Origin of the sequence: Pseudomonas sp. NPDC087626, from assembly GCF_044743405.1 — a bacterium.
GTDB lineage: Bacteria > Pseudomonadota > Gammaproteobacteria > Pseudomonadales > Pseudomonadaceae > Aquipseudomonas.
This window is the reverse complement of sequence record NZ_JBIUWJ010000015.1, coordinates 120,231-139,488: the sequence shown is the minus strand read 5'-3', so window position 1 is coordinate 139,488 and position 19,258 is coordinate 120,231. Positions and strand designations below refer to the sequence as shown.

The following is a 19,258-nucleotide window of genomic DNA, read 5'->3' as shown; positions in this document are numbered from 1 at the left end:
ACTGAAGCAACCTGCTGCCGAAAACTGCGTAACTCATTGTTTACCAAGGAGTTTTCCGTTTCGACTGCGCCGGAAGTGGGGCGAATTATAGACACATAGAATCTGCCGTCAACTGCTAATTTGGTTTTTCTATCAAAAGCCTGCACTCCACGGAAAATCGGCAGGTAACCCCACAACCGAGATAAAAAATGCGCAGTATATTGCTCAACTGATCTTAGTTACGCATGATGCAACACATACCTGACTTTTACCCTGGAAGACGCCCCGCAATGAATGAGCAATCCCGCAGCCTGACCTCGACCCTGTTCCCGGTTGGCCTGCTATTAATAGCCATGGCGTCGATTCAGTCCGGCGCCTCCCTGGCCAAGAGCATGTTCCCGGTGGTCGGCGCTCAAGGCACCACAACCCTGCGCCTGATTTTCGCCAGCGTGATCATGATCCTCCTGTTGCGCCCCTGGAAGGCCAAGCTTACCGCCCGCTCGCTGCAGACCGTAGCGGTCTACGGCGTGGCGTTGGGTGGCATGAACCTGCTCTTCTATATGTCGCTGCAAACCGTTCCACTGGGCATTGCCGTGGCACTGGAGTTCACCGGCCCCCTGGCCGTAGCAATCTACGCGTCACGCAAGGCCATCGATTTCCTCTGGATTGGCCTGGCCATCGTCGGCTTGCTACTGCTGGTCCCCACTGATGCGGCCAGCGCGAGCATTGACCTCATGGGGGCCGGTTATGCACTGGCAGCGGGCGTCTGCTGGGCGCTGTACATTCTCTTCGGGCAGAAAGCCGGCGCCGACAATGGCGTGCAGACAGCCGCCCTGGGCGTGATGATCGCCGCTATCTTCGTCACACCCTTCGGTGTTGCCCACGCCGGCACTGCCTTATTCACTCCATCGCTGATTCCCGTCGCACTGGGCGTCGCAGTATTGTCCACGGCCCTGCCCTACACCCTGGAAATGATCGCCCTGACCCGAATGCCAGCGCGCACCTTTGGCACCCTGATGAGCGTTGAGCCTGCCATTGCAGCCATGTCCGGCCTGCTGTTCCTCAATGAGTACCTGTCAGTGGCCCAGTGGATGGCCATCAGTTGCATCATCCTGGCTTCGGTGGGTGCTACTTTGACCATGGGCCGTGAAGCCAAACCTATGGTGGCGACTGATTGAGAAACATTCCTACAAAGGTCTGGCATTTCTCTTTCAATTAGGCCATGTTTAGTCGCTATCCGGCATTTGACATGGACAGTTCGGATAGAGAACTTACACCCCGTAAAGCAAAAGCGTAGGCTGTCAGGCTCGGTTGCCAGACCCGAGACCGCAATAGGGAAAGGAATGAAACGATTTTTGGTATTTATAGCAGTACTTGCCATCGCAGGATGCGCCGCAACCTCTAAAACCGAAGTCAAGCGCGGGAAGAAAGGCCTGCATATCAATTGCTCCGGCCTTTCCTCTTCGTGGGACCAATGCACGGCGACCGCCGTCAAGGCGTGTGGACCAAAGGGCTACAGAGTCATCGCCAAGTCCGGGGACAGCGTTGAAGACTCGGGGGACTATCCCTTCGGCCTCAACCCTGCCGGCTATACCAGCCGCAGCATGATTATCATCTGCAAGTAACAGCATCGGCGCTCGCGGTTCAGCGAGCGCCTATCTGGCGTGTGATTTCTTCGTAGTTCGATGACAACACGCTGCTCTGGATCTGTGGGCTCACCAGCATTCGCGCCACCACCAATGCCCCGACACATTGCGACAGAATCGCCCACGCCAGGCTGTCACTCTGCAGAATGGCTGCCCAGTTCTCGTGCAACCGGCAGATCCAGTGCTCGGCCTGCTGGCGCACCGCAGTGTCGGCACGGGCAATTTCGGCGCCCAATGCTGGCAGTGCGCACCCGGCGCCTGGCTGTTCGACATGGGCCATGCTCAAGTAGTGCTTGAGGCAACGCTCCAGCCTGACGCGACTTAATTCACCGTCGCCACTCAAGCGCTCAAGACTCTGGCGTAATTCACGCTCGACGATAGAGGCAAAGAGTTGGTCTTTCGACGAGAAGTGACTGTAGAACGCACCGCCACTGAGACCAATGGCTTTCATCAAGCCATCCACTCCCACGGTGGCAAACCCCTCCTGCTTGGCGGACACCGAGCTGCTTTCCAGCAGTTTCTGCCGGGTTTCCAGCTTGTGACTGGCTGAGTAACGCATCGCGGCTCCCAAAATTGCATCGTCTTGACGTCGCGCTGATCGTAGCATAACGTTCGTTTAGTTAACGACCGTTTACCAAAGAGCGATGACTATGACCACAGCTACCCATAACAACAAAGTCGTGCTGGTTGTCGGTGCCGGCGACGCCACTGGCGGAGCCATTGCCAAACGTTTTGCCGAAGAAGGATTTATCGCCTGCGTCACTCGGCGCAGCGCCGATAAGCTGCAGCCGCTGGTTGACGCGATCAATGCCAATGGCGGCCAAGCCCACGGCTTTGCCTGTGATGCGCGCAAGGAAGAGGAAGTCATTGCGCTGGTCGAGCAGATCGAGAGTCAGATCGGCCCCATTGAAGCGCTGGTCTTCAACATCGGCGCCAATGTCCCCTGCAGCATCCTCGAAGAAACCGCGCGCAAATATTTCAAGATCTGGGAGATGGCCTGTTTCTCGGGGTTTCTCAATGCCCGCGAAGTGGCCAAGCGCATGGTCACCCGCCAACGCGGCACGATTCTGTTTACCGGGGCCACTGCCGGCCTGCGCGGCGCCGCAGGTTTTGCTGCATTCGCCGGGGCCAAGCATGGCATTCGTGCCCTGGCACAAAGCATGGCCCGGGAACTGGGGCCGCTGAACATCCACGTCGCGCACGTGGTGGTCGATGGCGCCATCGATACCGACTTTATTCGCGACAGCTTCCCGGAAAAATACGCACTCAAGGCCGAAGACGGGATTCTCGACCCTGAGCACATTGCCGAGAACTACTGGTTCCTGCACAACCAGCCGCGCGATGCGTGGACCTTCGAGCTGGACCTGCGGCCCTGGAGCGAACGCTGGTAAGCACTGCCTCCCAACAATAATCAGAGTGCATCGAACATGAGCAAGTGCGTGGAGTTTTTCTTTGACCTGGGCAGCCCGGCCACTTACCTGGCCTACACCCAACTGCCAAGCATCTGTGAACAGACCGGCAGCCAACTGATTTACCAACCGATGTTGCTCGGCGGGGTATTCAAGGCGACTGGCAATGCGTCACCCGCAACCATTGCAGCCAAGGGGCGCTACATGTTCCTGGACCTGGATCGCTACGCCAGACGCTACGGCGTCGAGTTTTCGCTCAATCCGCATTTCCCGATCAACACCCTGTTGCTGATGCGCGCTGTCACCGGCATGCAGGTGCGCCATCCCGAACGTTTCCTCGACTTTATCGACTGCCTGTTTCGGGCGCTCTGGGTCGATGGGCGCAACCTCAACGACCCGGCGACCGTTGCCACAGTCCTCACCGAGCACGGCTTCGACCCGCAGGAGGTACTGGCGTTGACCGTCGACGATGAGGTCAAGGCCGCGCTCAAGGACAAGACCGAGCAAGCGATTGCGCGAGGAGTATTTGGCGCGCCGAGCCTGTTTGTCGGTGACCAGTTGTTCTTCGGTCAGGACCGCCTGGACTTTGTCCGCGAAGCATTGAGCTGACGCAGCGCGCCGCAGCCGCAAGGGCTGAGGCGCACTCTGTAGTCAAATGGCAGCAGTGCGCGTGAGCAACCACTCAAGCGCTGGCCCTTCGAGCAACGGGCTCAGGCGCCGGCGCACTTCGGCGTGATAGCCGTTGAACCACTCGCGCTCATCCTCGGTCAGCAAGGAGGTTTCCAGGCAGCGGGTGTCGATCGGACACAGGGTCAGGGTTTCGAACCTGAGGAATTGACCAAATTCGCTGCTGCCCGCCTCGCGGTTCAACACCAGGTTCTCGATACGTACCCCCCAGCGTCCCGGACGATAGGTGCCAGGCTCGATGGAGGTAATCATCCCCGGCTGCATCGCGGTCTGTGGCGCGGCCGCCGCCTGATAGGCAATCACCTGCGGGCCTTCGTGCACATTGAGGAAGTACCCGACGCCATGCCCGGTGCCATGACCGTAATCCACGCTTTCGGCCCAGATCGGCGCCCGCGCAATAGCGTCGAGCAGCGGCGAGAGAATGCCCCGCGGAAACTGCGCACGGGACAAGGCGATCACGCCCTTGAGGACTCGGGTGCAGTCGCGTTTCTGCTCGGCAGTCGGCGTGCCGACCGGGACCATCCGAGTAATGTCGGTGGTGCCGCCCAGATACTGGCCGCCGGAATCGATCAGCAGCAGGCCGTCGCCTTCAATCACCGCATGCTCTTCTTCGGTCGCGTGATAATGCGGCATGGCACCGTTGGCGTTGTAGGCGGCAATGGTGTTGAAGCTCAGCGAGACATAACCCGGGCGTCGGGTCCGAGCCGCGGTCAGGTGTTCGTCAATGGTCAGCTCGGTAATACGCTCGCGCCCCAGCGCGCTGTCGAGCCAGGTGAAGAACTCGCAGAGAGCTGCGCCGTCCTGCTCCATGGCCTGACGAATGTGCTCGGCATCGGCCAGGCTTTTCTGCGACTTGGCCAGGGTGGTCGGGTTCAAACCCTCCACCAGCTTCACGCCGCTGTGCAGGTTGCCCAGCAGGCCGGCTGTGACCCGCGCCGGGTCGATCTGCAGGCTGCTGCCACCCGGAATGGCCGCCAAGGCCGCAGCCACTTCGCTGTAATCGCGCAGCGTCACGCCGTCCTGCTCGAGGATCGCCCGCAGTGGCGCATCGACCTTGCTCAAGGCCACAAACAAGGTTGCCTGCTGCTGGCTGATCAGCGCAAAGGACACGAATACCGGGTTGAACGACACATCGGCGCCACGCAGGTTGAACAGCCACGCAATGTCGTCGAGGGTGGCGATGAAGTGCCAATCGGCACCGCGGGCGAGCAGGGTTTCGCGCAATGTTGCGAGCTTGTCGCCACGGCTGACGGTCGCCTGGGGTGGCAAGTGCTGATAAATCGGTTGGTCCGGCAAGCTCGGGCGATCACTCCAGACTTCGCTCAACAGGTCGAGATCGGTGCGCAGGCGTGCCCCGCGCTCTTCCAGCTTGCTACCCAGGGTACGCGCCGAGGCAACGGCCATAACCGCGCCATCCACCGCTACCACGCAGCCTTCCGGCGTTTGCTCGGCCAGCCACTCCAGAGGCCCCGGCTGGCCCGGTTGCAGTTTCACCAACTCGATACCGCTGCCCTTGAGTTCCTTGCCCGCCTGTTCCCAGTAACGGCTGTCGGCCCAGATGCCGGCAAAGTCCTGGGTGACGATCAGTGTCCCGACCGATCCATGAAAGCCCGACAGCCACTGCCGCCCTTGCCAGTAACCCGGCAGGTACTCCGACAGATGGGGATCGGCCGACGGCACCAGCAACGCGTGAATACCCTCCCGGCTCATCAGCTCGCGGGTGCGCGCCAGGCGCTGGGGGACCGTTCCCTGGGTCAAAGGCTGCGTACTCATCATGTCTCCTGCTAACCACTTCAATATTGTTATAGGGCGCTGACTTATGGTCGGCGCATCAGGGTTGGGCGGTCGCCCAGAACGCCGGTGCACTGGCGGTTGCCGCCTTGATCAACTGGGCGGCCTGATCGATATCCTGCTCACGGGTGAAGCGCCCAAGGCTCAAGCGAATCGTGCGCCCCGCCGCCCGGGCATCGTGGCCCAGGGCCAGGAGCACATGGGAGGGAGCATTGCTAGCGGAATTGCAGGCCGAGGTCGCGGAGAACGCTATCGAAGCGCTCAACGCCTGGGCATTGAACTCGCCTTCGTGGAAGGTCAGGCTCAGGGTGTGGGGAATACGCTGGCTCGGACTGCCATTGAGCCGCAGGCCCGCGATGCCTCCGAGTTGCTCCAGCAAGCGCTCGCGCAACCGCGAGATGATCCCGGCCTCCTCGGCAAAATGTTCGGCCGCCAATGCAAAGGCAGCGCCCATGCCCGCGATCTGATGAGTCGCCAGGGTGCCGGAGCGTAAGCCGCCTTCGTGTCCGCCACCATGGATCTGCGCCTGCAGGCGCTGCTCGGCCCGCGGGCCGACGTAGAGCGCGCCGATGCCCTTGGGGCCGTAGATCTTGTGGGCGGAAAACGACATCAGGTCGACCGGCCACCGCGCAAGGTCAATCGTCACCTTGCCCGCGCCCTGGGCGGCATCGACGTGGAACAAGGCCCCGTGTTCGCGCACGCGCTGGCCGATGGCCGGGATGTCGTTGACGGTGCCCAACTCGTTGTTGACCAGCATCAGCGACACCAGGAAGGTGTCTTCGCGCAGCGCCGCGCTGACCGCTTGCGCGGTGATCAGGCCATCGGCGTCGGGCAGCAGATAAGTCACATCGACCCCGGCATCCTGCAATTGTCTGGCCGTATCGAGGATCGCCTTGTGTTCAATCTGGCTGGTGATGATGTGCCCGCCCGGCTGTTGGCGGGCCTGGGTCACCCCCTTGAGGGCCAGGTTGTTGGATTCAGTGGCACCGGAGGTCCAGACGATCTGGGATGCCTGCGCACCCACCAGGTCGGCGACTTGCTGACGCGCCAGTTCGACCGAACAGCGGGCCTGCTGGCCAAAGGCATGGGAGCTGGAGGCGGGGTTACCGAAGTTGCCGTTGAACCCCAGACAATCGACCATCACCTGGATGACCCGCTCATCCACCGGCGTGGTGGCGGCGTAATCAAAATATAAAGGACGTGTATTCATAAAAAAGGCTCGCAGAGCAGGTTCCGGGATCAGGTGCGGCGGATGCACTCACTGCGCGGTGCCCGCTTGCGGCGCCGGCTTGCGGCGCTCGCTTGCGATGGCGCATGACGGCAGGAGTTCCAGCAATACCTGATCGGATGCAGTTAAAGAAGGACAACTTCATTAAAAGTGCGTAGGAACGCTCCTGAAGTTGAGCTTAACAGGCATCTGCCACCGGGTTGAAGCACCAGTCAGCCAAAGCTCTGCTGCAACATGGGGTACAGCGAGGCCACCAGCAACAATGCCATGCCCCAGTTGAACAGGCGCAGCCAGCGCCGGTCCCGCAGGACATTGCGCAACAGCGAGCCACAGACCACCCAGACACCGACGCTGGGCAGGTTGATCAGGGCAAACACGGCCGCGATCACAATCACATTGGTGAAGTAGCCCTGCAGCGGTGTATAGGTACTGATGGCACCAATTGCCATGATCCAGGCCTTGGGATTGACCCACTGGAAGGCCGCCGCGCCCAGGTAGCTGATGGGCTGGCCGCGCCCCTCTTCGCTGTCCGAGACCGGCCCTGCGTGGGCAATCTTCCACGCCAGGTACAGCAAGTAGGCCGCGCCGACAAAACGCAGCACGTTATAAAGCAACGGATAGGTTTGAAATACCGCTCCCAGGCCAAACCCCACGGCCAGCACCAGGACAAAAAAGCCGCAGGTAATCCCCAGCATGTGCGGGATGGTACGGTTAAAGCCGAAATTGACCCCGGAGGCCAGCAACATGGTGTTGTTCGGCCCGGGCGTGATCGAAGTCACCAGGGCAAACAGGGCAAAGCCGAGCAGTACATCCAGGGAGAGGGGCATGGTGCGCTTCCATCAGGTCAGTCAGGACTCGACCCTATCGCAGCGTCCACGCGGCGGGCACGCACAGTTAGCAAAAACTTCAAGCAGTACAGTCGCTCAGCTCGCCCGGCCGTGCATTTGTGGGGAGCGCTCGGCGTTCATCTCGGCCTGCGGGTCAAATCCGCCGGCTTTGCTTGGCTGGGGTAGCAACTGGGCCTTTTTCGCCTGGTATTCATCAAACGACAAGCCACGACGACTCAGCGCTTCCAATGCCAGTTCGCGGCTTTCCTCGGCCGAATAAGGCCGCAGCTCCGGGGCCGGGTGAGTGGCGCAACCGGCAAGCAGCGAGACGATCAACAACAATGTGGCGCTGGGTAAATGATTCATGGGGGCGATTCCTGAGAGCTGTCCTGAAGCAATGGACACAGGCTACGCCCCAGCCTTTCTCGAGAAAAATCATCGCGCTCGATAGTCCTTATCGAGTTTTTTGCGCGTTAGCGCGTCCTAGCCCACCAGGCTGCATTGCAAGGCATTGTCCGGGCTGCGCTCAATGCTGCGCAGAACCTGGAACGAGCCGAAGGTCACACCCTTGGCCTGATGGGTGCGGATCAACTGCCAGAAATCCTGCTCACCGCTTTCGAAACTGCGAAACGCCGCCTCACCTGCCTCACGGGTTTGCCACTGCAGGTAATTGAGCACTCGCCGTCCGTCATCGCTGGCCTGCACACTGGCGCTGAGAAAGCCGCTGTGGTGCTGGGCCAGTCGCTCGGTCTGGGCGGATAACGCCGACACCAGGCCATGTTGTTGGTGGGGCTCGATCTCGAATTCGATCAGTTGGGTAAAACTGCGATTGTTCTCTATCGATTGCATGAGGATTCCCCCTGGCACGTAAGTCGCATCTTGCGAATTGAAGGTTGGCAGGATAAAACCTCTAGTTAAGTCAAGGTCAAGTGGCAATTGAAATGATCAGCAAGGAACACCTGCACAAAGAGTTGAGTGTCGGGCAACTGGCGCAGCGCAGTGGCGTGGCGGTTACCGCCCTGCACTTCTATGAGTCCAAGGGGCTGATCCACAGCAACCGCAACCCGGGCAACCAGCGTCGTTACCCACGGGAAGTGCTGCGCCGGGTGGCGTTGATCAAAGTGGCCCAACGCCTGGGCATTCCCCTGGCGGAAATCGGCGCGGCCCTCAAGTCCCTGCCTGACCATCGCGCGCCGACGGCGGCAGACTGGAAACTGCTGTCGGAAAAATGGAGCAATGACCTTGATGAACGGATCCGTCAACTGAGCCTGCTGCGCGACAAACTCAATGGCTGTATCGGTTGCGGTTGCTTGTCGATGGAGGCCTGCCCGCTGCGCAACTACGGGGATGTGCTGGGTGAGCAAGGCGCCGGCGCGCAGTTGCTGGTACCGGGTCATTGATAGCCCCTGATTGATAGCCACTTGCTGGCCATGCAGCAACCCGTCGGCCGATCCGTGGCGGCACCAGGGCTGGCCTATAGTTACTCGACCGCAAATCGGCGAGAAACAGTGCGCCATCCCCCACCCACCCTGGAGAACCGTCATGAGCGTTAAACCCATCCCGGAGGGTTATCACAGCATCACGCCTTACCTGGGAATCCACAAAGCTGCCGAAGCCATCGAGTTCTACAAAAAAGCCTTTGGCGCCACTGAGGTCATGCGCCTGTCGATGCCCGACGGCAGCATCGGCCATGCCGAACTGCGTATCGGCGACTGCCCGATCATGCTTGGCACGCCGTGCGACCAAGGCCCCTTGAGCAATCCCGACACCTCGCCCTCAGTCGGCCTGCATCTGTATGTCCAGGATGTGGATCAAAGCTACGCCCAGGCAATCAACGCCGGTGGCATCGTGGTGTCCGAGGTCAAGGACCAGTTCTACGGCGACCGTTCGGGCACCCTGAAAGACCCCTACGGCCATTTATGGTTTCTGGCCACCCGCAAGGAAGACCTGACTCAGGAGCAGATCGAACAGCGCGCCAAGGACATGTTCAATCAGCAATAGTCCCCAGCCCCTATAGGAACTGGCTTGCCCGCGAACCACAATCTTCAGCCTGAGTGCTTGTTTTCGGGGCGCTGGCGATTGTTTTTGCTGGCAAGCCCGGGCCAACCATTGCGGCGCCTGCAGCCATGAATGCGTCTTGGAAACATTTGCTTTCATATTGTTTTTCGGGATTTTTGATTCTCATTCGTCTTAAATAGATGCAGCAGGTCGCGTAGGCAAAAGCTACGGCCGGCTTTTTCGGGAATCACGGTGCATCCACACCGCTCCTCTCATCGAATCAAGACCCTCATTCATGTCGAAGAAGTCCCGTTCCAAACTGTGGTTTCTGGTGCACAGCTGGCTGGCATTGCCCATCTGGTTCTTTGTACTGATCGTCTGCGTCACCGGCACCCTGGCGGTAGTCAGCCAGGAGATCGTCTGGCTGGCCAATCCGGACATCCGTGCCGGCCAACCATCCGACGACGCCGAACTGTTGAGCTATGACCAGGTCATTGCCGCAATCAAGCAGGCCGAACCACTCACCATCGTCGAATCCATCAGCCGCCCGGATGAATCGCACTTCGCCCTGTCAGCCCAGGTGAGCTACCCGGACGGACGCTCGGTCGAGGTCTATGTGAACCCCTACAGTGGCGTGATTCAAGGGATCAGCCCGGACTTCAACTTCCAGGCCTTTACCCGTGCACTGCATGGCTGGTGGCTGGTGCCCTTTACCAACGGTTTCAGCTGGGGCTGGTACCTGGTGTCGTTCCTCGGCATTCCACTGCTGGTGTCTTTGATCACTGGCCTTGTGGTGTACAAGAAGTTCTGGAAGGGCTTCTTCAAGCCCACCCTGCGGTTCAACCACGGAGCGCGGATCTTCTGGGGCGACTTCCATCGCCTGAGCGGCATCTGGTCGATCTGGTTCATCGCGGTGATTTCCATCACCGGCATCTGGTTCCTGATCCAAGCCCTGTTGTTCGACAACCAAATTTCCATCTCCAGCGAGCCGGTAGTCCCGGTGGTCGCCCGCGAAAGCGTGCCCCTGTCGGCTGATGGCTCCCCGCCGAAAATGCTCGACCTGGACAACGCCATCCTGATCGCCCAGGAGAAAATCCCCGGTTTGGAAGTGAGCTTCGTCAGCCTGCCGAGCAACGCCTACAGCCACCTCAACATCGGTGGCCGTGGCTGGTATCCACTGATGTTCCAGACCGCCACGATCAACCCCTACAACGGCGACATCGATGCCTCGCGGCTGCTCTCGGACCGCACCGGCCTGGAGTTCGTCACCGAATCCATGCGCCCGTTGCACACCGGTGACTTCGGCGGCCTGTGGATAAAGCTGATCTGGTTCTTCTTCGGCCTGGTCCTCAGCATGATGGTGCTCAGCGGCTTGCTGATCTGGACCAAACGCACCGCCCTGGCCACCGCCCACGCGCTGAAGCGCAGCAACAAGACGCCCCGCCCGGCCAAGGTCGAACAGCCAGTGGCAGCCATGAACGACAACTCGCCGGAGGGTAACCTGTGAGCAAGGCCATCACCGCAGTCCCTGCTTCGCGCCTGAGCGTGTTCTGGCGTAAATGGCGCTTTCACATCAACATCCTGCTGCTCCTGATTCCACTGGGGTTCATGCCCAAGTACTTCGCCGACGTCGCGCTGTTTCGCGGCGACAGCGGCCTGGGTGAGCGGGAAGTCGGTGAAATCCAGGTCGGCCCCTGGAGCCTGCGCCTGGCCGAACTGCGCAATCAGGAGCCGCAACTGTCAGGCCCGGCCGGCTACATGAAGAGCTTTAACGCGGCGCTGTGCCAATCCTGCATCGGCCAGGTCAAGGCGACTTACCTGCGCATCGGCAAACCCCGCAGCCTGCGTGCCGCCGGGGTGATTTTCTTCGGCGCCCCCTATCGCATGGGCGCGACCTTGCCGATCCCCGAGAAGAGCAAAACCGACGCCGAAATCTGGATCACCATGGAAGGCTGGGACGGCAGCATGCATCAGGCGGCCGTGCCGCTTGCCCAAGCGTCCCCGGCCACTATCGCCTGGCTGAACAAACAAGGAGGCAAACCATGACCGTTGCCCGCAGCTTGACCCCTTTGCGCCTGCTTGGCAGTGCGCTGGCCCTGGCCCTCGGCGCGGGCTTCAGTGCCCAGGCGCTGGCCCACAACCCGATGTGCGAATGCAAGGCCATCGACGCCGAGCAGATCCAGTGCACCGGCGGCTTCTCCGATGGCAGTGGCGCTCCTGGCGTGACCCTGGATGTGATCGGCTATGACGAAACCATCCTGGTGCCGGGCAAACTCGGCGCCGACTCGACCCTGACCTTCAAGAAGCCCGGATCCGAGTTCTATGTCTTGTTCGACGCCGGCCCAGGCCACGTGGTCGAGATCGACCAAGCGGATATCGAGGCCCCATGAGTACGCCCACCATACAGCTCGTCCGCCCGGCCGGTGCCGGCCATGAAACCCTCTACGTACTGTTGCTGTGCCTGGCGATTCTCGCGGTTGCCGGCTCCGTGGTGCTCTGGCGTGGCGAGCCCGAGGTGGTCAGCAGCGTGCAAACCCATCAACTGGATGCGCGGCGCGATCTCGGCGCCTCGGAGCAAGGCATTTATGCCGACCTGCGGGTGACCCTCGATGAAATCCACCTGCTGCGTGAAGAGCAGCAAGCCCTGCCGACCCCGCAAGTCCTGGCCGACGAGGGTTTTGCGCCTTTCGCCCAAGACGCCAGCTCCGTCAGCCGTGGCGCTCACGCCTGGCAGTTGCTGGGCAGTGGCGCGTACTTCGGGCAGAGCCAGGTACCGAGTGTCGCCGGTTCCTTCCTGATGCGCCTGAATGCACACGGCAACACCGAACCGGATATCTGGCTCAACCGCAGCGCCAGCCTCCAGGCCCCTGCCGATCTGGCCGATGCCGCGCTGATCAGCGCAGGCTGGCAGCAGGTCATCGCCCAATTCGACGCCGGTGTCACTCGCCAGCATCGTCACTGATTTGCGTATTTACCCCAGAGAAGACCGCTTGCTCATGCCTAGTTCATCTGCGCACCATCGTTTTCTGCACCGTGCACGCCTGCTGCTGGCAGGCCTGCTGGCCCTGGTGGTCATGCCCCTGGCCAGCGCCGAAGAGGCCAAGCGCCTGCGCATCGGCATCACCTTGCATCCGTACTACAGCTACGTGGCCAATATCGTCGGCGACAAGGCCGAAGTAGTGCCGTTGATTCCGGCCGGCTTCAATCCCCATGCCTATGAGCCTCGTGCCGAAGACATCAAGCGCATCGCCGGCCTGGACGTAATCGTGCTCAACGGAGTCGGCCACGACGACTTCGCCGACCGCATGATCGCCGCCAGCGAAACCCCCAACGTCAAGGTGATCGAGGCCAACGAAAACGTACCGCTGCTGGCGGCCACCGGGATTGCCGCGCGGGGCGCAGGCAAGGTGGTGAACCCGCACACTTTCCTGTCCATCAGCGCCTCCATTGCCCAGGTCAACAACATTGCCCGGGAACTGGGCAAGCTTGACCCCGCCAATGCCAAGACCTACACCCAGAACGCCCGCGCCTACGGCAAACGCCTGCGGCAGATGCGGGCCGACGCCCTGGCCAAGCTGACCAAGGCGCCCAATGCCGACCTGCGGGTGGCCACAGTCCACGCGGCCTACGACTACCTGTTGCGCGAATTCGGCCTGGAAGTGACCGCCGTGGTCGAGCCGGCCCACGGGATTGAGCCGAGCCCGAGCCAACTGAAAAAGACCATCGACCAACTGCGCGAACTGGACGTCAAGGTGATCTTCTCGGAGATGGATTTTCCCTCCGCCTATGTCGACACCATCCAACGTGAGTCGGGGGTAAAACTCTACCCGCTGTCGCACATTTCCTACGGTGAATACAGCGCCGAGAAATATGAAAAGGAAATGACCGGCAACCTCGACACCGTGGTCCGGGCGATCCAGGAGGCCGGGGCATGACCATCCAGCAAACCCTCACCACGCCACTGGCCGGACCCGCCATCGAGTTCGCCGACGTCAGCCTGACCCTTGGCCGCACGACCATCCTCGACCAGGTCAGCTTCCAGGTCCAACCCGGCAACGTGCACGCCCTGGTTGGCCCCAACGGCGGTGGCAAGAGTTCTCTGATCAAGACCCTGCTTGGGCAAATGCCCCACCAGGGCCGCTTGAGCCTGCAATGGCCGGGTGAGCCCGGGACCATCGGTTATGTGCCACAGGCCCTGGAGTTCGACCGCGGGTTGCCGATGACCGTCGACGATTTCATGGCCGCGATGTGCCAGCGGCGTCCGGCGTTTCTCGGCATCAGCCGGCACTACAGTGTGGCCATCGGCGAAGCCCTGGAACGGGTTGGCATGCAGGACAAGCGCAAGCGCCGCATGGGCGCGCTGTCCGGCGGTGAACGCCAGCGCGTTCTGCTGGCGCAGGGCTTGATCCCGGCGCCCCAGTTGCTGGTGCTCGATGAGCCGATGTCGGCCCTCGATGAAGCCGGTATCCAGGTGTTCGAACGTTTGCTGGGAGACTGGCGTCAATCCGGGATCAGCGTGCTGTGGATCGAGCACGACCTGGAAGCCGTCGGCCGCCTGGCCGACCGCGTCACCGGCCTCAATCGCCGGGTGCTATTCGATGCCACACCCAAACAGGCCCTGACCCCGGAGCGTTTGCTGAGCCTGTTTTCCACCCACCCACGGACGAGCGGGAGCGCTGCGTGATGAGTTACGAAGCCTTTCGTTTGATGATCCAGGGCTGGGCATCTTCCGGCTATCTGCCCGAAGCGCTGGCCTACGGGTTTGTGGTCAACGCCCTGCTCGCGGGCCTGCTGATCGGCCCGGTACTGGGCGGCCTGGGCACCCTGGTGGTGGTCAAGCGCTTTGCGTTTTTCTCCGAAGCCGTCGGCCATGCGGCGCTGACCGGCGTGGCCATCGGCATCCTGCTCGGCGAACCCTACACCGGCCCCTATGGCAGCCTGTTCGGCTACTGCCTGTTGTTCGGCATACTGCTCAACTACCTGCGCAACCGCACCGGCCTGGCACCGGACACCCTGATCGGGGTGTTTCTCTCAGTGTCGCTGGCGATGGGCGCGAGCCTGCTGCTGATTCTCGCCGGCAAGATCAACGTGCACATTCTGGAGAACGTGCTGTTCGGTTCGGTGCTGACGGTCAACGGTAACGACCTGCTGGTGCTGGCCATCGTCGGCACGCTGGTGATGGGCCTGAGCCTGCCACTGTACAACCGCATCATGCTGGCCAGCTTCAACCCACAACTGGCGGCCGTACGCGGGGTGGCGGTGAAGACCCTCGACTACCTGTTCGTGATCCTGGTGACGCTGATCACCGTGGCGGCAGTAAAAGTCATCGGCGCAATTCTGGTGGGCGCCCTACTGGTTATTCCAGCCGCTGCGGCGCGCCTGTTGAGCCAATCGCTCAAGGGCTTTTTCTGGTGCTCGGTGCTCATCGCCACCATCAGCACCCTGTGCGGGATTCTCGCGCCGATTGTCTTCGACCTGCCGATTCCATCCGGTGCGGCAATCATTCTGGTGGCCGGTATCGCCTTCGCCCTCGCCGCCATTGCGCGCGGTGTGGTGCCCAGCCTCAAAGGGAATATTGGATAAATGGCTTTCTCCATGCGTCAGCTGACTTTGGCCATCGCCCTGTGCGGCCTGGCCACCAGCAACACCTTCGCCACCGACCGCTTCGAACCGATGCGCCTGGTGGCCAATAACGGGGTCGGCAACACCGTGCTGCATGCGGCCACCTCAGCCCACAAAGTGCGGGTGCTGGCCTCGCTACCCATCACCTATGGACTGGCCAACAGCCTGGTCGAAGGCAGCGAGATCATCCTGGAACGGGCGGCTGCGGCCAACCTCCCCGGCTCGCGCCAGGCCGCCTACTTCACCGGTCGCGGCGCACCCGCGCTGCACAAATTATCCATGGACGCCGATGCTGTGATCGGCCTGCGCTCGATCTGGGCGGATGACCCGCTGTACCCCAACGCCCGACGCAGCAATATCCGCATCATTGAAATCGACGCGGCGCGCCCGGTCGATGGCGCGCTGCCTGGCGTGGCGCTCCATCCGGGCACCAGCGACGGGCTGAACAGCCAGCCGTGGATGGCCACCAACAACATGGGGCGCATGGCTGACGTAATCGCCGCCGACCTGGTGCGCCTGGTACCAGAAGCCAAACCGCAGATCGAGGCCAACCTGGCTGCGCTCAAGCAGCGCCTGCTCAAGCTCAGCGCCGACAGCGAAGCGAAACTGGCCGAGGCAGACAACCTCAGCGTGTTCAGCCTCAGCGATCACTTCGCTTACCTGATCAGTGGCCTCAATCTGGAGCCGGTAGGTGTCGATGCCCGCGCCGATAACGAGTGGACGGCCGACGCCCTGCAACAACTGAGTACCACGCTCAAGGACAACGACGTGGCACTGGTGCTGCATCATCGCCAGCCGTCGGCCGCCCTGCAGGCCGCCATAACTGCCGCTGGCAGCCAACTGCTGGTCCTGAGTACCGAGGGGGTGGACCCGGTGGCCGAACTGTCCGGCAACATCGAACAAGTACTCAACGCCCTGCTGCAGAAGTCCTGAAACGCCCCGCCTGATTGCGCGGGCCCTGGTGCCCGCGCTTACAAAAACCCTCAAGAAACCCTGTCCCAGCCGATGCTAGTCTGCCCTGCACATAATCAGGACCGACCAGGATGGGGTCTTCACCATGAGTGACTATATCTCGCTGAACAAGGCCAACTGGGACGAGCGCGCCCCCCTCCATGCGGCCTCCAGGGACTACGCGACCCAGGCCTTCGTCGAGGCCGCCGATCATCTGTCGCAGGTGGTGCGCTTCGACCTGCCATTGCTGGGCAACATCAGCGGGCTGCGCGGGGTGCACCTGCAGTGCCACATCGGCACCGACACCCTGTCGCTGGCGCGTCTGGGCGCGCAGATGAGCGGGCTGGATTTTTCCCCCGCGGCCCTGGTCCAGGCGCGCACCCTGGCCCAGCGCTGTAACACGCGGATCGACTATGTCGAAGCGGATGTCTACAACGCCTGCTCCGTATTGCCCGCGGCCTCCTTCGATCTGGTCTACACCGGCATCGGCGCTTTGTGCTGGCTGCCGAGCATCGACGCCTGGGCACGCACCGTCAGTGGTTTGCTCAAACCCGGTGGCCGGCTGTTCATTCGCGAAGGGCATCCGGTGCTCTGGTCACTGAATGAAAGCCGTGCGGACCTGCTGTCCATCGAACACTCCTACTTCGAGCGCGAGACTCCGCTGGTGTGGGATGACGACAGCACCTACGTCGATACCGACGTTTCACTCAAGGCCACACTGACCCATGAGTGGAACCACGGCCTGGGGGAGATCATCAGCGCACTGCTGAACCACGGACTGGCCATTACCGGATTGGTCGAGCACCAGAGTATCCCCTGGGACGCCCTGCCAGGGCAGATGAGCCGCGATGAACAAGGTGAATACCACCTCAAGCAGGCACCTTGGCGCCTGCCGCTGAGTTACACCTTGCAGGCCATCAAGCACGGCGCCTGAAGCGTAAACACGAAAAAGCCCGTTGAACCGAAGAATCAACGGGCTCGGGGGGCATCAATTGCTTCGCGGGCACGCCTTGCTCCTGCGGGCCTGGGGTCAGGCCTGGAGCGGCATGGTCAGCTCGACGCGCAAGCCATCAGGACGGCTGTCGAAATGCAGGACACATTCGCAGCGCTGGACAATTGCCTGGACAATCGCCAACCCCAGGCCACAACCGGTGCTCCCGCCGTTGCGCCAGAAGCGCTGGGTCAGGTGCTGCAGGTCATCGTCGGCGATTCCCGGACCATGGTCGCGGACCTGGAAGCGCACTCGATTAGCACTGGTTTCCAGGCTCAGCTCCACCGGTCCGTCATCGGGTGTATGCCGCAGCGCGTTGTCCAGCAGGTTACGCAAAGCGGCAATCGCCAACACCGCGGGCATCTGCAGCGGTGCCTGGGAACAACCCGGCGGCACATGCAACTGGATCCGCCGGCGATCACCGCTGGACGCGTCCTGGATGGCCAGGCGGGCGACCTGCTCGGCATTGCACTGCACGCCGTCGTCGAACGACAGGCTGCCCTCGACCCGTGCCAACAGCAACAACTGCTCGAGGGTCCGATGCAGACGATCGGCACCCTCCTCCGCACGGGCCAGGGATTGGTCGCGGGCCGCGCCCTCGGTCATGCGCGCCACTTGCAGATGGGTCTTGATCGCCGTCAGTGGACTGCGCAGCTCATGGGCGGCATCGCCGGTCAGGCGCCGTTCGCGTTCGATGGCCTTGCCGATACGCTGGAACAGTTGGTTCTGGGTTTCCAGCAACGGCTTCAATTCACTGGGAAATGCCTGCAATTGCAAGGGTTCCAGCGAGTCGGCGTTGCGCCGCATCAAGGCTTCGCGCAGACGGTTGAGCGGTGCCAGCCCCTGGCCGATCCCCAGCCACAACAGGCACAGGCAGCCGAGCAGCGCCACCGCCACCGGCACCGAGGCCGCCAGCAAAATCGACATGTTCAGGGCCTCGCGCTCGATCTGCCGATCCGCCGTGGTGATCCGCACATCGCCCCGAGCCAGGGTGAAGCTGCGCCACGGAGCGCCGTCGATCATCTGGTCGTGGAAGCCCATCTTCTCGGCTTCCAGCGCTTGTTCGGGATGATTGTGGCTGCGGGCCAGAATTTCGCCGCGCAACGAGCTGACCTGGCAGGCCATACCCCCAGGCACGTTCAGTTGTTCGGCGCTGAAATGGGTGCCCTCGCCCTTGCTCGGCAGGCTCGGCAACTGCTCCAGCAACCCGGCTACCATGCGCGCCGACGCCACCAGACGCTGGTCGAGGGAAAACATCATCTGGTTGCGCAGGTCACTGAGCATCCAGGCCGCGGCCAGGGCCCAGATCAGTGCAAATGCGGCGCCGAGGGTCAGGCTCAGGCGCAGGCGCAGACTCATCACTTGCTTGGCCCTGCCCCATCCGCCGGCCCCAGGCGATAGCCCAGGCCGCGCACGGTTTCAACGATGCCTTTGCCGAGTTTGCTGCGCAAATGGTGGATATGTACGTTCAGCGCGTTGCTCTCCAACTCGTCGTTGAAACCGTACACGCTGTCCTTCAGTTGCTCGGTCGACAGCACCCGGCCGCGGTTATGTAGCAGCGCTTGCAACAGCGCTTGCTCGCGACGCGAGAGGTCCACCGGCTGGCCGGCCAACAGGGTTTCCCGGCTGCTGGGGTCATAGCTCAGGGCGCCATGCTCGATCAGGTTGACGCTGCGCCCCGCGACCCGGCGCAGCAGGGTGTGCAGGCGCGCGGCCAGTTCGCGCAGGTCGAAGGGTTTGAGCAGGTAGTCATCGGCACCGGCTTGCAGGCCGTCGACGCGGTCGGTGACCGAGTCCCGGGCAGTCAGGATCAGCACCGGAATCTCCAGGCCCTGGTGGCGCAACTGCTGCAGCAGTTTCAGGCCGTCTTCGTCCGGCAACCCAAGGTCGAGCACCATCACATCGAACTCGGCAACCTTGAGCATGGCCCGGGCCGCCGATGCCGTGGCCACATGCTCGACGGTCAGGCCCTGAGCGGTCAGGCCGGCTACAATGCCGCTGGCAATCAGCTCATCATCTTCACAGACAAGTACGTGCATGGTGAGACCTGTAGAAAAATGTTGATTAAGAAGGCGACGGATTAAGCGGACATTATGCACCGCCCGCCGTTGCCCCAAGGATAACGCGGT

Annotated in this window: 23 protein-coding genes; 15 read left to right on the top strand and 8 right to left on the bottom strand. The window is 61.8% G+C overall.

Annotated elements, in window-relative coordinates:
* Positions 1 to 269: 269 nt before the first annotated feature.
* Both rhtA and ACIOVD_RS15185 read left to right on the top strand, forming a co-directional pair.
* Positions 270 to 1,157, top strand: a complete 888-nt coding sequence (gene rhtA, locus ACIOVD_RS15190; protein WP_401128730.1) for a threonine/homoserine exporter RhtA — start codon at positions 270 to 272, stop codon at positions 1,155 to 1,157.
* Between the two features lie 165 nt (positions 1,158 to 1,322).
* The gene (locus ACIOVD_RS15185; protein ID WP_320332748.1) at positions 1,323 to 1,604 is read left to right on the top strand and encodes a hypothetical protein; all 282 of its coding nucleotides are present in this window, start codon (positions 1,323 to 1,325) and stop codon (positions 1,602 to 1,604) included.
* Positions 1,605 to 1,623: 19 nt separating this feature from the next.
* Here the strand turns inward: ACIOVD_RS15185 and ACIOVD_RS15180 are convergent, their stop codons facing one another.
* Positions 1,624 to 2,184, bottom strand: a complete 561-nt coding sequence (locus ACIOVD_RS15180; protein ID WP_095168249.1) for a TetR/AcrR family transcriptional regulator — start codon at positions 2,182 to 2,184, stop codon at positions 1,624 to 1,626.
* Between the two features lie 91 nt (positions 2,185 to 2,275).
* Between ACIOVD_RS15180 and ACIOVD_RS15175 the strand changes: the two genes are divergently transcribed.
* Entirely contained in the window at positions 2,276 to 3,016 is a 741-nt protein-coding gene (locus ACIOVD_RS15175; protein WP_095168247.1) for an SDR family oxidoreductase, read from the top strand.
* A gap of 36 nt (positions 3,017 to 3,052) precedes the next feature.
* Positions 3,053 to 3,643 carry a 2-hydroxychromene-2-carboxylate isomerase gene (locus tag ACIOVD_RS15170; RefSeq protein WP_095168246.1) on the top strand — a complete coding sequence of 197 codons (591 nt, stop codon included), beginning with the start codon at positions 3,053 to 3,055 and terminating at the stop codon, positions 3,641 to 3,643.
* Between the two features lie 42 nt (positions 3,644 to 3,685).
* On the opposite strand, the gene ACIOVD_RS15165 is transcribed toward ACIOVD_RS15170, so the two are convergent.
* The 5 genes from ACIOVD_RS15165 to ACIOVD_RS15145 all read right to left on the bottom strand — a co-directional run bounded on the left by ACIOVD_RS15165 (position 3,686) and on the right by ACIOVD_RS15145 (position 8,416).
* On the bottom strand, positions 3,686 to 5,494 hold the full coding sequence (locus ACIOVD_RS15165; RefSeq protein WP_095168244.1) for an aminopeptidase P family protein: 1,809 nt from the start codon (positions 5,492 to 5,494) through the stop codon (positions 3,686 to 3,688).
* A gap of 58 nt (positions 5,495 to 5,552) precedes the next feature.
* Positions 5,553 to 6,722, bottom strand: coding sequence for a cysteine desulfurase family protein (locus ACIOVD_RS15160; RefSeq protein WP_401128723.1), 1,170 nt, complete (start codon positions 6,720 to 6,722; stop codon positions 5,553 to 5,555).
* 230 nt (positions 6,723 to 6,952) lie between these two features.
* Positions 6,953 to 7,567 carry a LysE family translocator gene (locus tag ACIOVD_RS15155; RefSeq protein WP_401128720.1) on the bottom strand — a complete coding sequence of 205 codons (615 nt, stop codon included), beginning with the start codon at positions 7,565 to 7,567 and terminating at the stop codon, positions 6,953 to 6,955.
* A gap of 96 nt (positions 7,568 to 7,663) precedes the next feature.
* Positions 7,664 to 7,933 carry a hypothetical protein gene (locus ACIOVD_RS15150; protein ID WP_401128717.1) on the bottom strand — a complete coding sequence of 90 codons (270 nt, stop codon included), beginning with the start codon at positions 7,931 to 7,933 and terminating at the stop codon, positions 7,664 to 7,666.
* A 117-nt stretch (positions 7,934 to 8,050) separates the two neighbouring features.
* Positions 8,051 to 8,416 carry an antibiotic biosynthesis monooxygenase gene (locus ACIOVD_RS15145; RefSeq protein ID WP_095168236.1) on the bottom strand — a complete coding sequence of 122 codons (366 nt, stop codon included), beginning with the start codon at positions 8,414 to 8,416 and terminating at the stop codon, positions 8,051 to 8,053.
* Between the two features lie 92 nt (positions 8,417 to 8,508).
* Between ACIOVD_RS15145 and soxR the strand changes: the two genes are divergently transcribed.
* The 11 genes from soxR (at position 8,509) to ACIOVD_RS15090 (ending at position 17,072) form a co-directional block, all read left to right on the top strand.
* Entirely contained in the window at positions 8,509 to 8,967 is a 459-nt protein-coding gene (gene soxR / locus ACIOVD_RS15140; protein WP_095168235.1) for a redox-sensitive transcriptional activator SoxR, read from the top strand.
* Positions 8,968 to 9,109: 142 nt separating this feature from the next.
* Complete coding sequence (locus ACIOVD_RS15135; RefSeq protein ID WP_095168233.1) at positions 9,110 to 9,568, top strand: VOC family protein; 459 nt, start codon at positions 9,110 to 9,112, stop codon at positions 9,566 to 9,568.
* A gap of 292 nt (positions 9,569 to 9,860) precedes the next feature.
* The gene (locus tag ACIOVD_RS15130; protein ID WP_095168231.1) at positions 9,861 to 11,072 is read left to right on the top strand and encodes a PepSY domain-containing protein; all 1,212 of its coding nucleotides are present in this window, start codon (positions 9,861 to 9,863) and stop codon (positions 11,070 to 11,072) included.
* Positions 11,069 to 11,611 (top strand): thiamine pyrophosphate-binding protein, encoded by a 543-nt coding sequence (locus ACIOVD_RS15125; protein WP_401128712.1) that lies wholly within the window; start codon positions 11,069 to 11,071, stop codon positions 11,609 to 11,611. The genes ACIOVD_RS15130 and ACIOVD_RS15125 overlap by 4 nt, the downstream gene beginning before the upstream one ends.
* Positions 11,608 to 11,955: a hypothetical protein gene (locus tag ACIOVD_RS15120; RefSeq protein WP_256585454.1), complete on the top strand. Its 348-nt coding sequence runs from the start codon at positions 11,608 to 11,610 to the stop codon at positions 11,953 to 11,955. Before ACIOVD_RS15125 ends, ACIOVD_RS15120 begins: the two co-directional genes overlap by 4 nt.
* Complete coding sequence (locus ACIOVD_RS15115) at positions 11,952 to 12,527, top strand: DUF6162 family protein (RefSeq protein ID WP_401128709.1); 576 nt, start codon at positions 11,952 to 11,954, stop codon at positions 12,525 to 12,527. The genes ACIOVD_RS15120 and ACIOVD_RS15115 overlap by 4 nt, the downstream gene beginning before the upstream one ends.
* A 34-nt stretch (positions 12,528 to 12,561) precedes the next feature.
* Positions 12,562 to 13,500, top strand: coding sequence for a metal ABC transporter substrate-binding protein (locus ACIOVD_RS15110; RefSeq protein ID WP_401128706.1), 939 nt, complete (start codon positions 12,562 to 12,564; stop codon positions 13,498 to 13,500).
* A complete protein-coding gene (locus ACIOVD_RS15105) occupies positions 13,497 to 14,249 on the top strand; it encodes a metal ABC transporter ATP-binding protein (protein WP_095168224.1) in 753 nt (250 codons plus the stop codon). Before ACIOVD_RS15110 ends, ACIOVD_RS15105 begins: the two co-directional genes overlap by 4 nt.
* Positions 14,249 to 15,148 (top strand): metal ABC transporter permease, encoded by a 900-nt coding sequence (locus ACIOVD_RS15100; RefSeq protein WP_095168223.1) that lies wholly within the window; start codon positions 14,249 to 14,251, stop codon positions 15,146 to 15,148. The genes ACIOVD_RS15105 and ACIOVD_RS15100 overlap by 1 nt, the downstream gene beginning before the upstream one ends.
* Positions 15,149 to 16,120, top strand: a complete 972-nt coding sequence (locus tag ACIOVD_RS15095; RefSeq protein WP_401128702.1) for a metal ABC transporter solute-binding protein, Zn/Mn family — start codon at positions 15,149 to 15,151, stop codon at positions 16,118 to 16,120.
* Positions 16,121 to 16,244: 124 nt separating this feature from the next.
* A complete protein-coding gene (locus ACIOVD_RS15090) occupies positions 16,245 to 17,072 on the top strand; it encodes a class I SAM-dependent methyltransferase (RefSeq protein WP_401128699.1) in 828 nt (275 codons plus the stop codon).
* Positions 17,073 to 17,168: 96 nt separating this feature from the next.
* Here the strand turns inward: ACIOVD_RS15090 and ACIOVD_RS15085 are convergent, their stop codons facing one another.
* Positions 17,169 to 18,488 (bottom strand): ATP-binding protein, encoded by a 1,320-nt coding sequence (locus ACIOVD_RS15085; RefSeq protein WP_401128696.1) that lies wholly within the window; start codon positions 18,486 to 18,488, stop codon positions 17,169 to 17,171.
* Positions 18,488 to 19,168 carry a response regulator gene (locus ACIOVD_RS15080; protein WP_095168216.1) on the bottom strand — a complete coding sequence of 227 codons (681 nt, stop codon included), beginning with the start codon at positions 19,166 to 19,168 and terminating at the stop codon, positions 18,488 to 18,490. The genes ACIOVD_RS15085 and ACIOVD_RS15080 overlap by 1 nt, the downstream gene beginning before the upstream one ends.
* Positions 19,169 to 19,258: the final 90 nt, after the last annotated feature.

What these genes read in the sequence shown, in the direction of transcription:
- ACIOVD_RS15185 (WP_320332748.1), top strand. Translation starts at nt 1,323, where the DNA reads ATGAAACGATTTTTGGTATTTATAGCAGTACTTGCCATCGCAGGATGC.
- ACIOVD_RS15155 (WP_401128720.1), bottom strand. Translation starts at nt 7,567, where the DNA reads ATGCCCCTCTCCCTGGATGTACTGCTCGGCTTTGCCCTGTTTGCCCTG.
- soxR (WP_095168235.1), top strand. Translation starts at nt 8,509, where the DNA reads ATGATCAGCAAGGAACACCTGCACAAAGAGTTGAGTGTCGGGCAACTG.
- ACIOVD_RS15110 (WP_401128706.1), top strand. Translation starts at nt 12,562, where the DNA reads ATGCCTAGTTCATCTGCGCACCATCGTTTTCTGCACCGTGCACGCCTG.
- ACIOVD_RS15180 (WP_095168249.1), bottom strand. Translation starts at nt 2,184, where the DNA reads ATGCGTTACTCAGCCAGTCACAAGCTGGAAACCCGGCAGAAACTGCTG.
- ACIOVD_RS15150 (WP_401128717.1), bottom strand. Translation starts at nt 7,933, where the DNA reads ATGAATCATTTACCCAGCGCCACATTGTTGTTGATCGTCTCGCTGCTT.
- ACIOVD_RS15080 (WP_095168216.1), bottom strand. Translation starts at nt 19,168, where the DNA reads ATGCACGTACTTGTCTGTGAAGATGATGAGCTGATTGCCAGCGGCATT.
- ACIOVD_RS15145 (WP_095168236.1), bottom strand. Translation starts at nt 8,416, where the DNA reads ATGCAATCGATAGAGAACAATCGCAGTTTTACCCAACTGATCGAATTC.
- rhtA (WP_401128730.1), top strand. Translation starts at nt 270, where the DNA reads ATGAATGAGCAATCCCGCAGCCTGACCTCGACCCTGTTCCCGGTTGGC.
- ACIOVD_RS15120 (WP_256585454.1), top strand. Translation starts at nt 11,608, where the DNA reads ATGACCGTTGCCCGCAGCTTGACCCCTTTGCGCCTGCTTGGCAGTGCG.
- ACIOVD_RS15115 (WP_401128709.1), top strand. Translation starts at nt 11,952, where the DNA reads ATGAGTACGCCCACCATACAGCTCGTCCGCCCGGCCGGTGCCGGCCAT.
- ACIOVD_RS15135 (WP_095168233.1), top strand. Translation starts at nt 9,110, where the DNA reads ATGAGCGTTAAACCCATCCCGGAGGGTTATCACAGCATCACGCCTTAC.
- ACIOVD_RS15100 (WP_095168223.1), top strand. Translation starts at nt 14,249, where the DNA reads ATGAGTTACGAAGCCTTTCGTTTGATGATCCAGGGCTGGGCATCTTCC.
- ACIOVD_RS15160 (WP_401128723.1), bottom strand. Translation starts at nt 6,722, where the DNA reads ATGAATACACGTCCTTTATATTTTGATTACGCCGCCACCACGCCGGTG.
- ACIOVD_RS15095 (WP_401128702.1), top strand. Translation starts at nt 15,149, where the DNA reads ATGGCTTTCTCCATGCGTCAGCTGACTTTGGCCATCGCCCTGTGCGGC.
- ACIOVD_RS15175 (WP_095168247.1), top strand. Translation starts at nt 2,276, where the DNA reads ATGACCACAGCTACCCATAACAACAAAGTCGTGCTGGTTGTCGGTGCC.
- ACIOVD_RS15130 (WP_095168231.1), top strand. Translation starts at nt 9,861, where the DNA reads ATGTCGAAGAAGTCCCGTTCCAAACTGTGGTTTCTGGTGCACAGCTGG.
- ACIOVD_RS15170 (WP_095168246.1), top strand. Translation starts at nt 3,053, where the DNA reads ATGAGCAAGTGCGTGGAGTTTTTCTTTGACCTGGGCAGCCCGGCCACT.
- ACIOVD_RS15090 (WP_401128699.1), top strand. Translation starts at nt 16,245, where the DNA reads ATGAGTGACTATATCTCGCTGAACAAGGCCAACTGGGACGAGCGCGCC.
- ACIOVD_RS15165 (WP_095168244.1), bottom strand. Translation starts at nt 5,494, where the DNA reads ATGAGTACGCAGCCTTTGACCCAGGGAACGGTCCCCCAGCGCCTGGCG.
- ACIOVD_RS15105 (WP_095168224.1), top strand. Translation starts at nt 13,497, where the DNA reads ATGACCATCCAGCAAACCCTCACCACGCCACTGGCCGGACCCGCCATC.
- ACIOVD_RS15085 (WP_401128696.1), bottom strand. Translation starts at nt 18,488, where the DNA reads ATGAGTCTGCGCCTGCGCCTGAGCCTGACCCTCGGCGCCGCATTTGCA.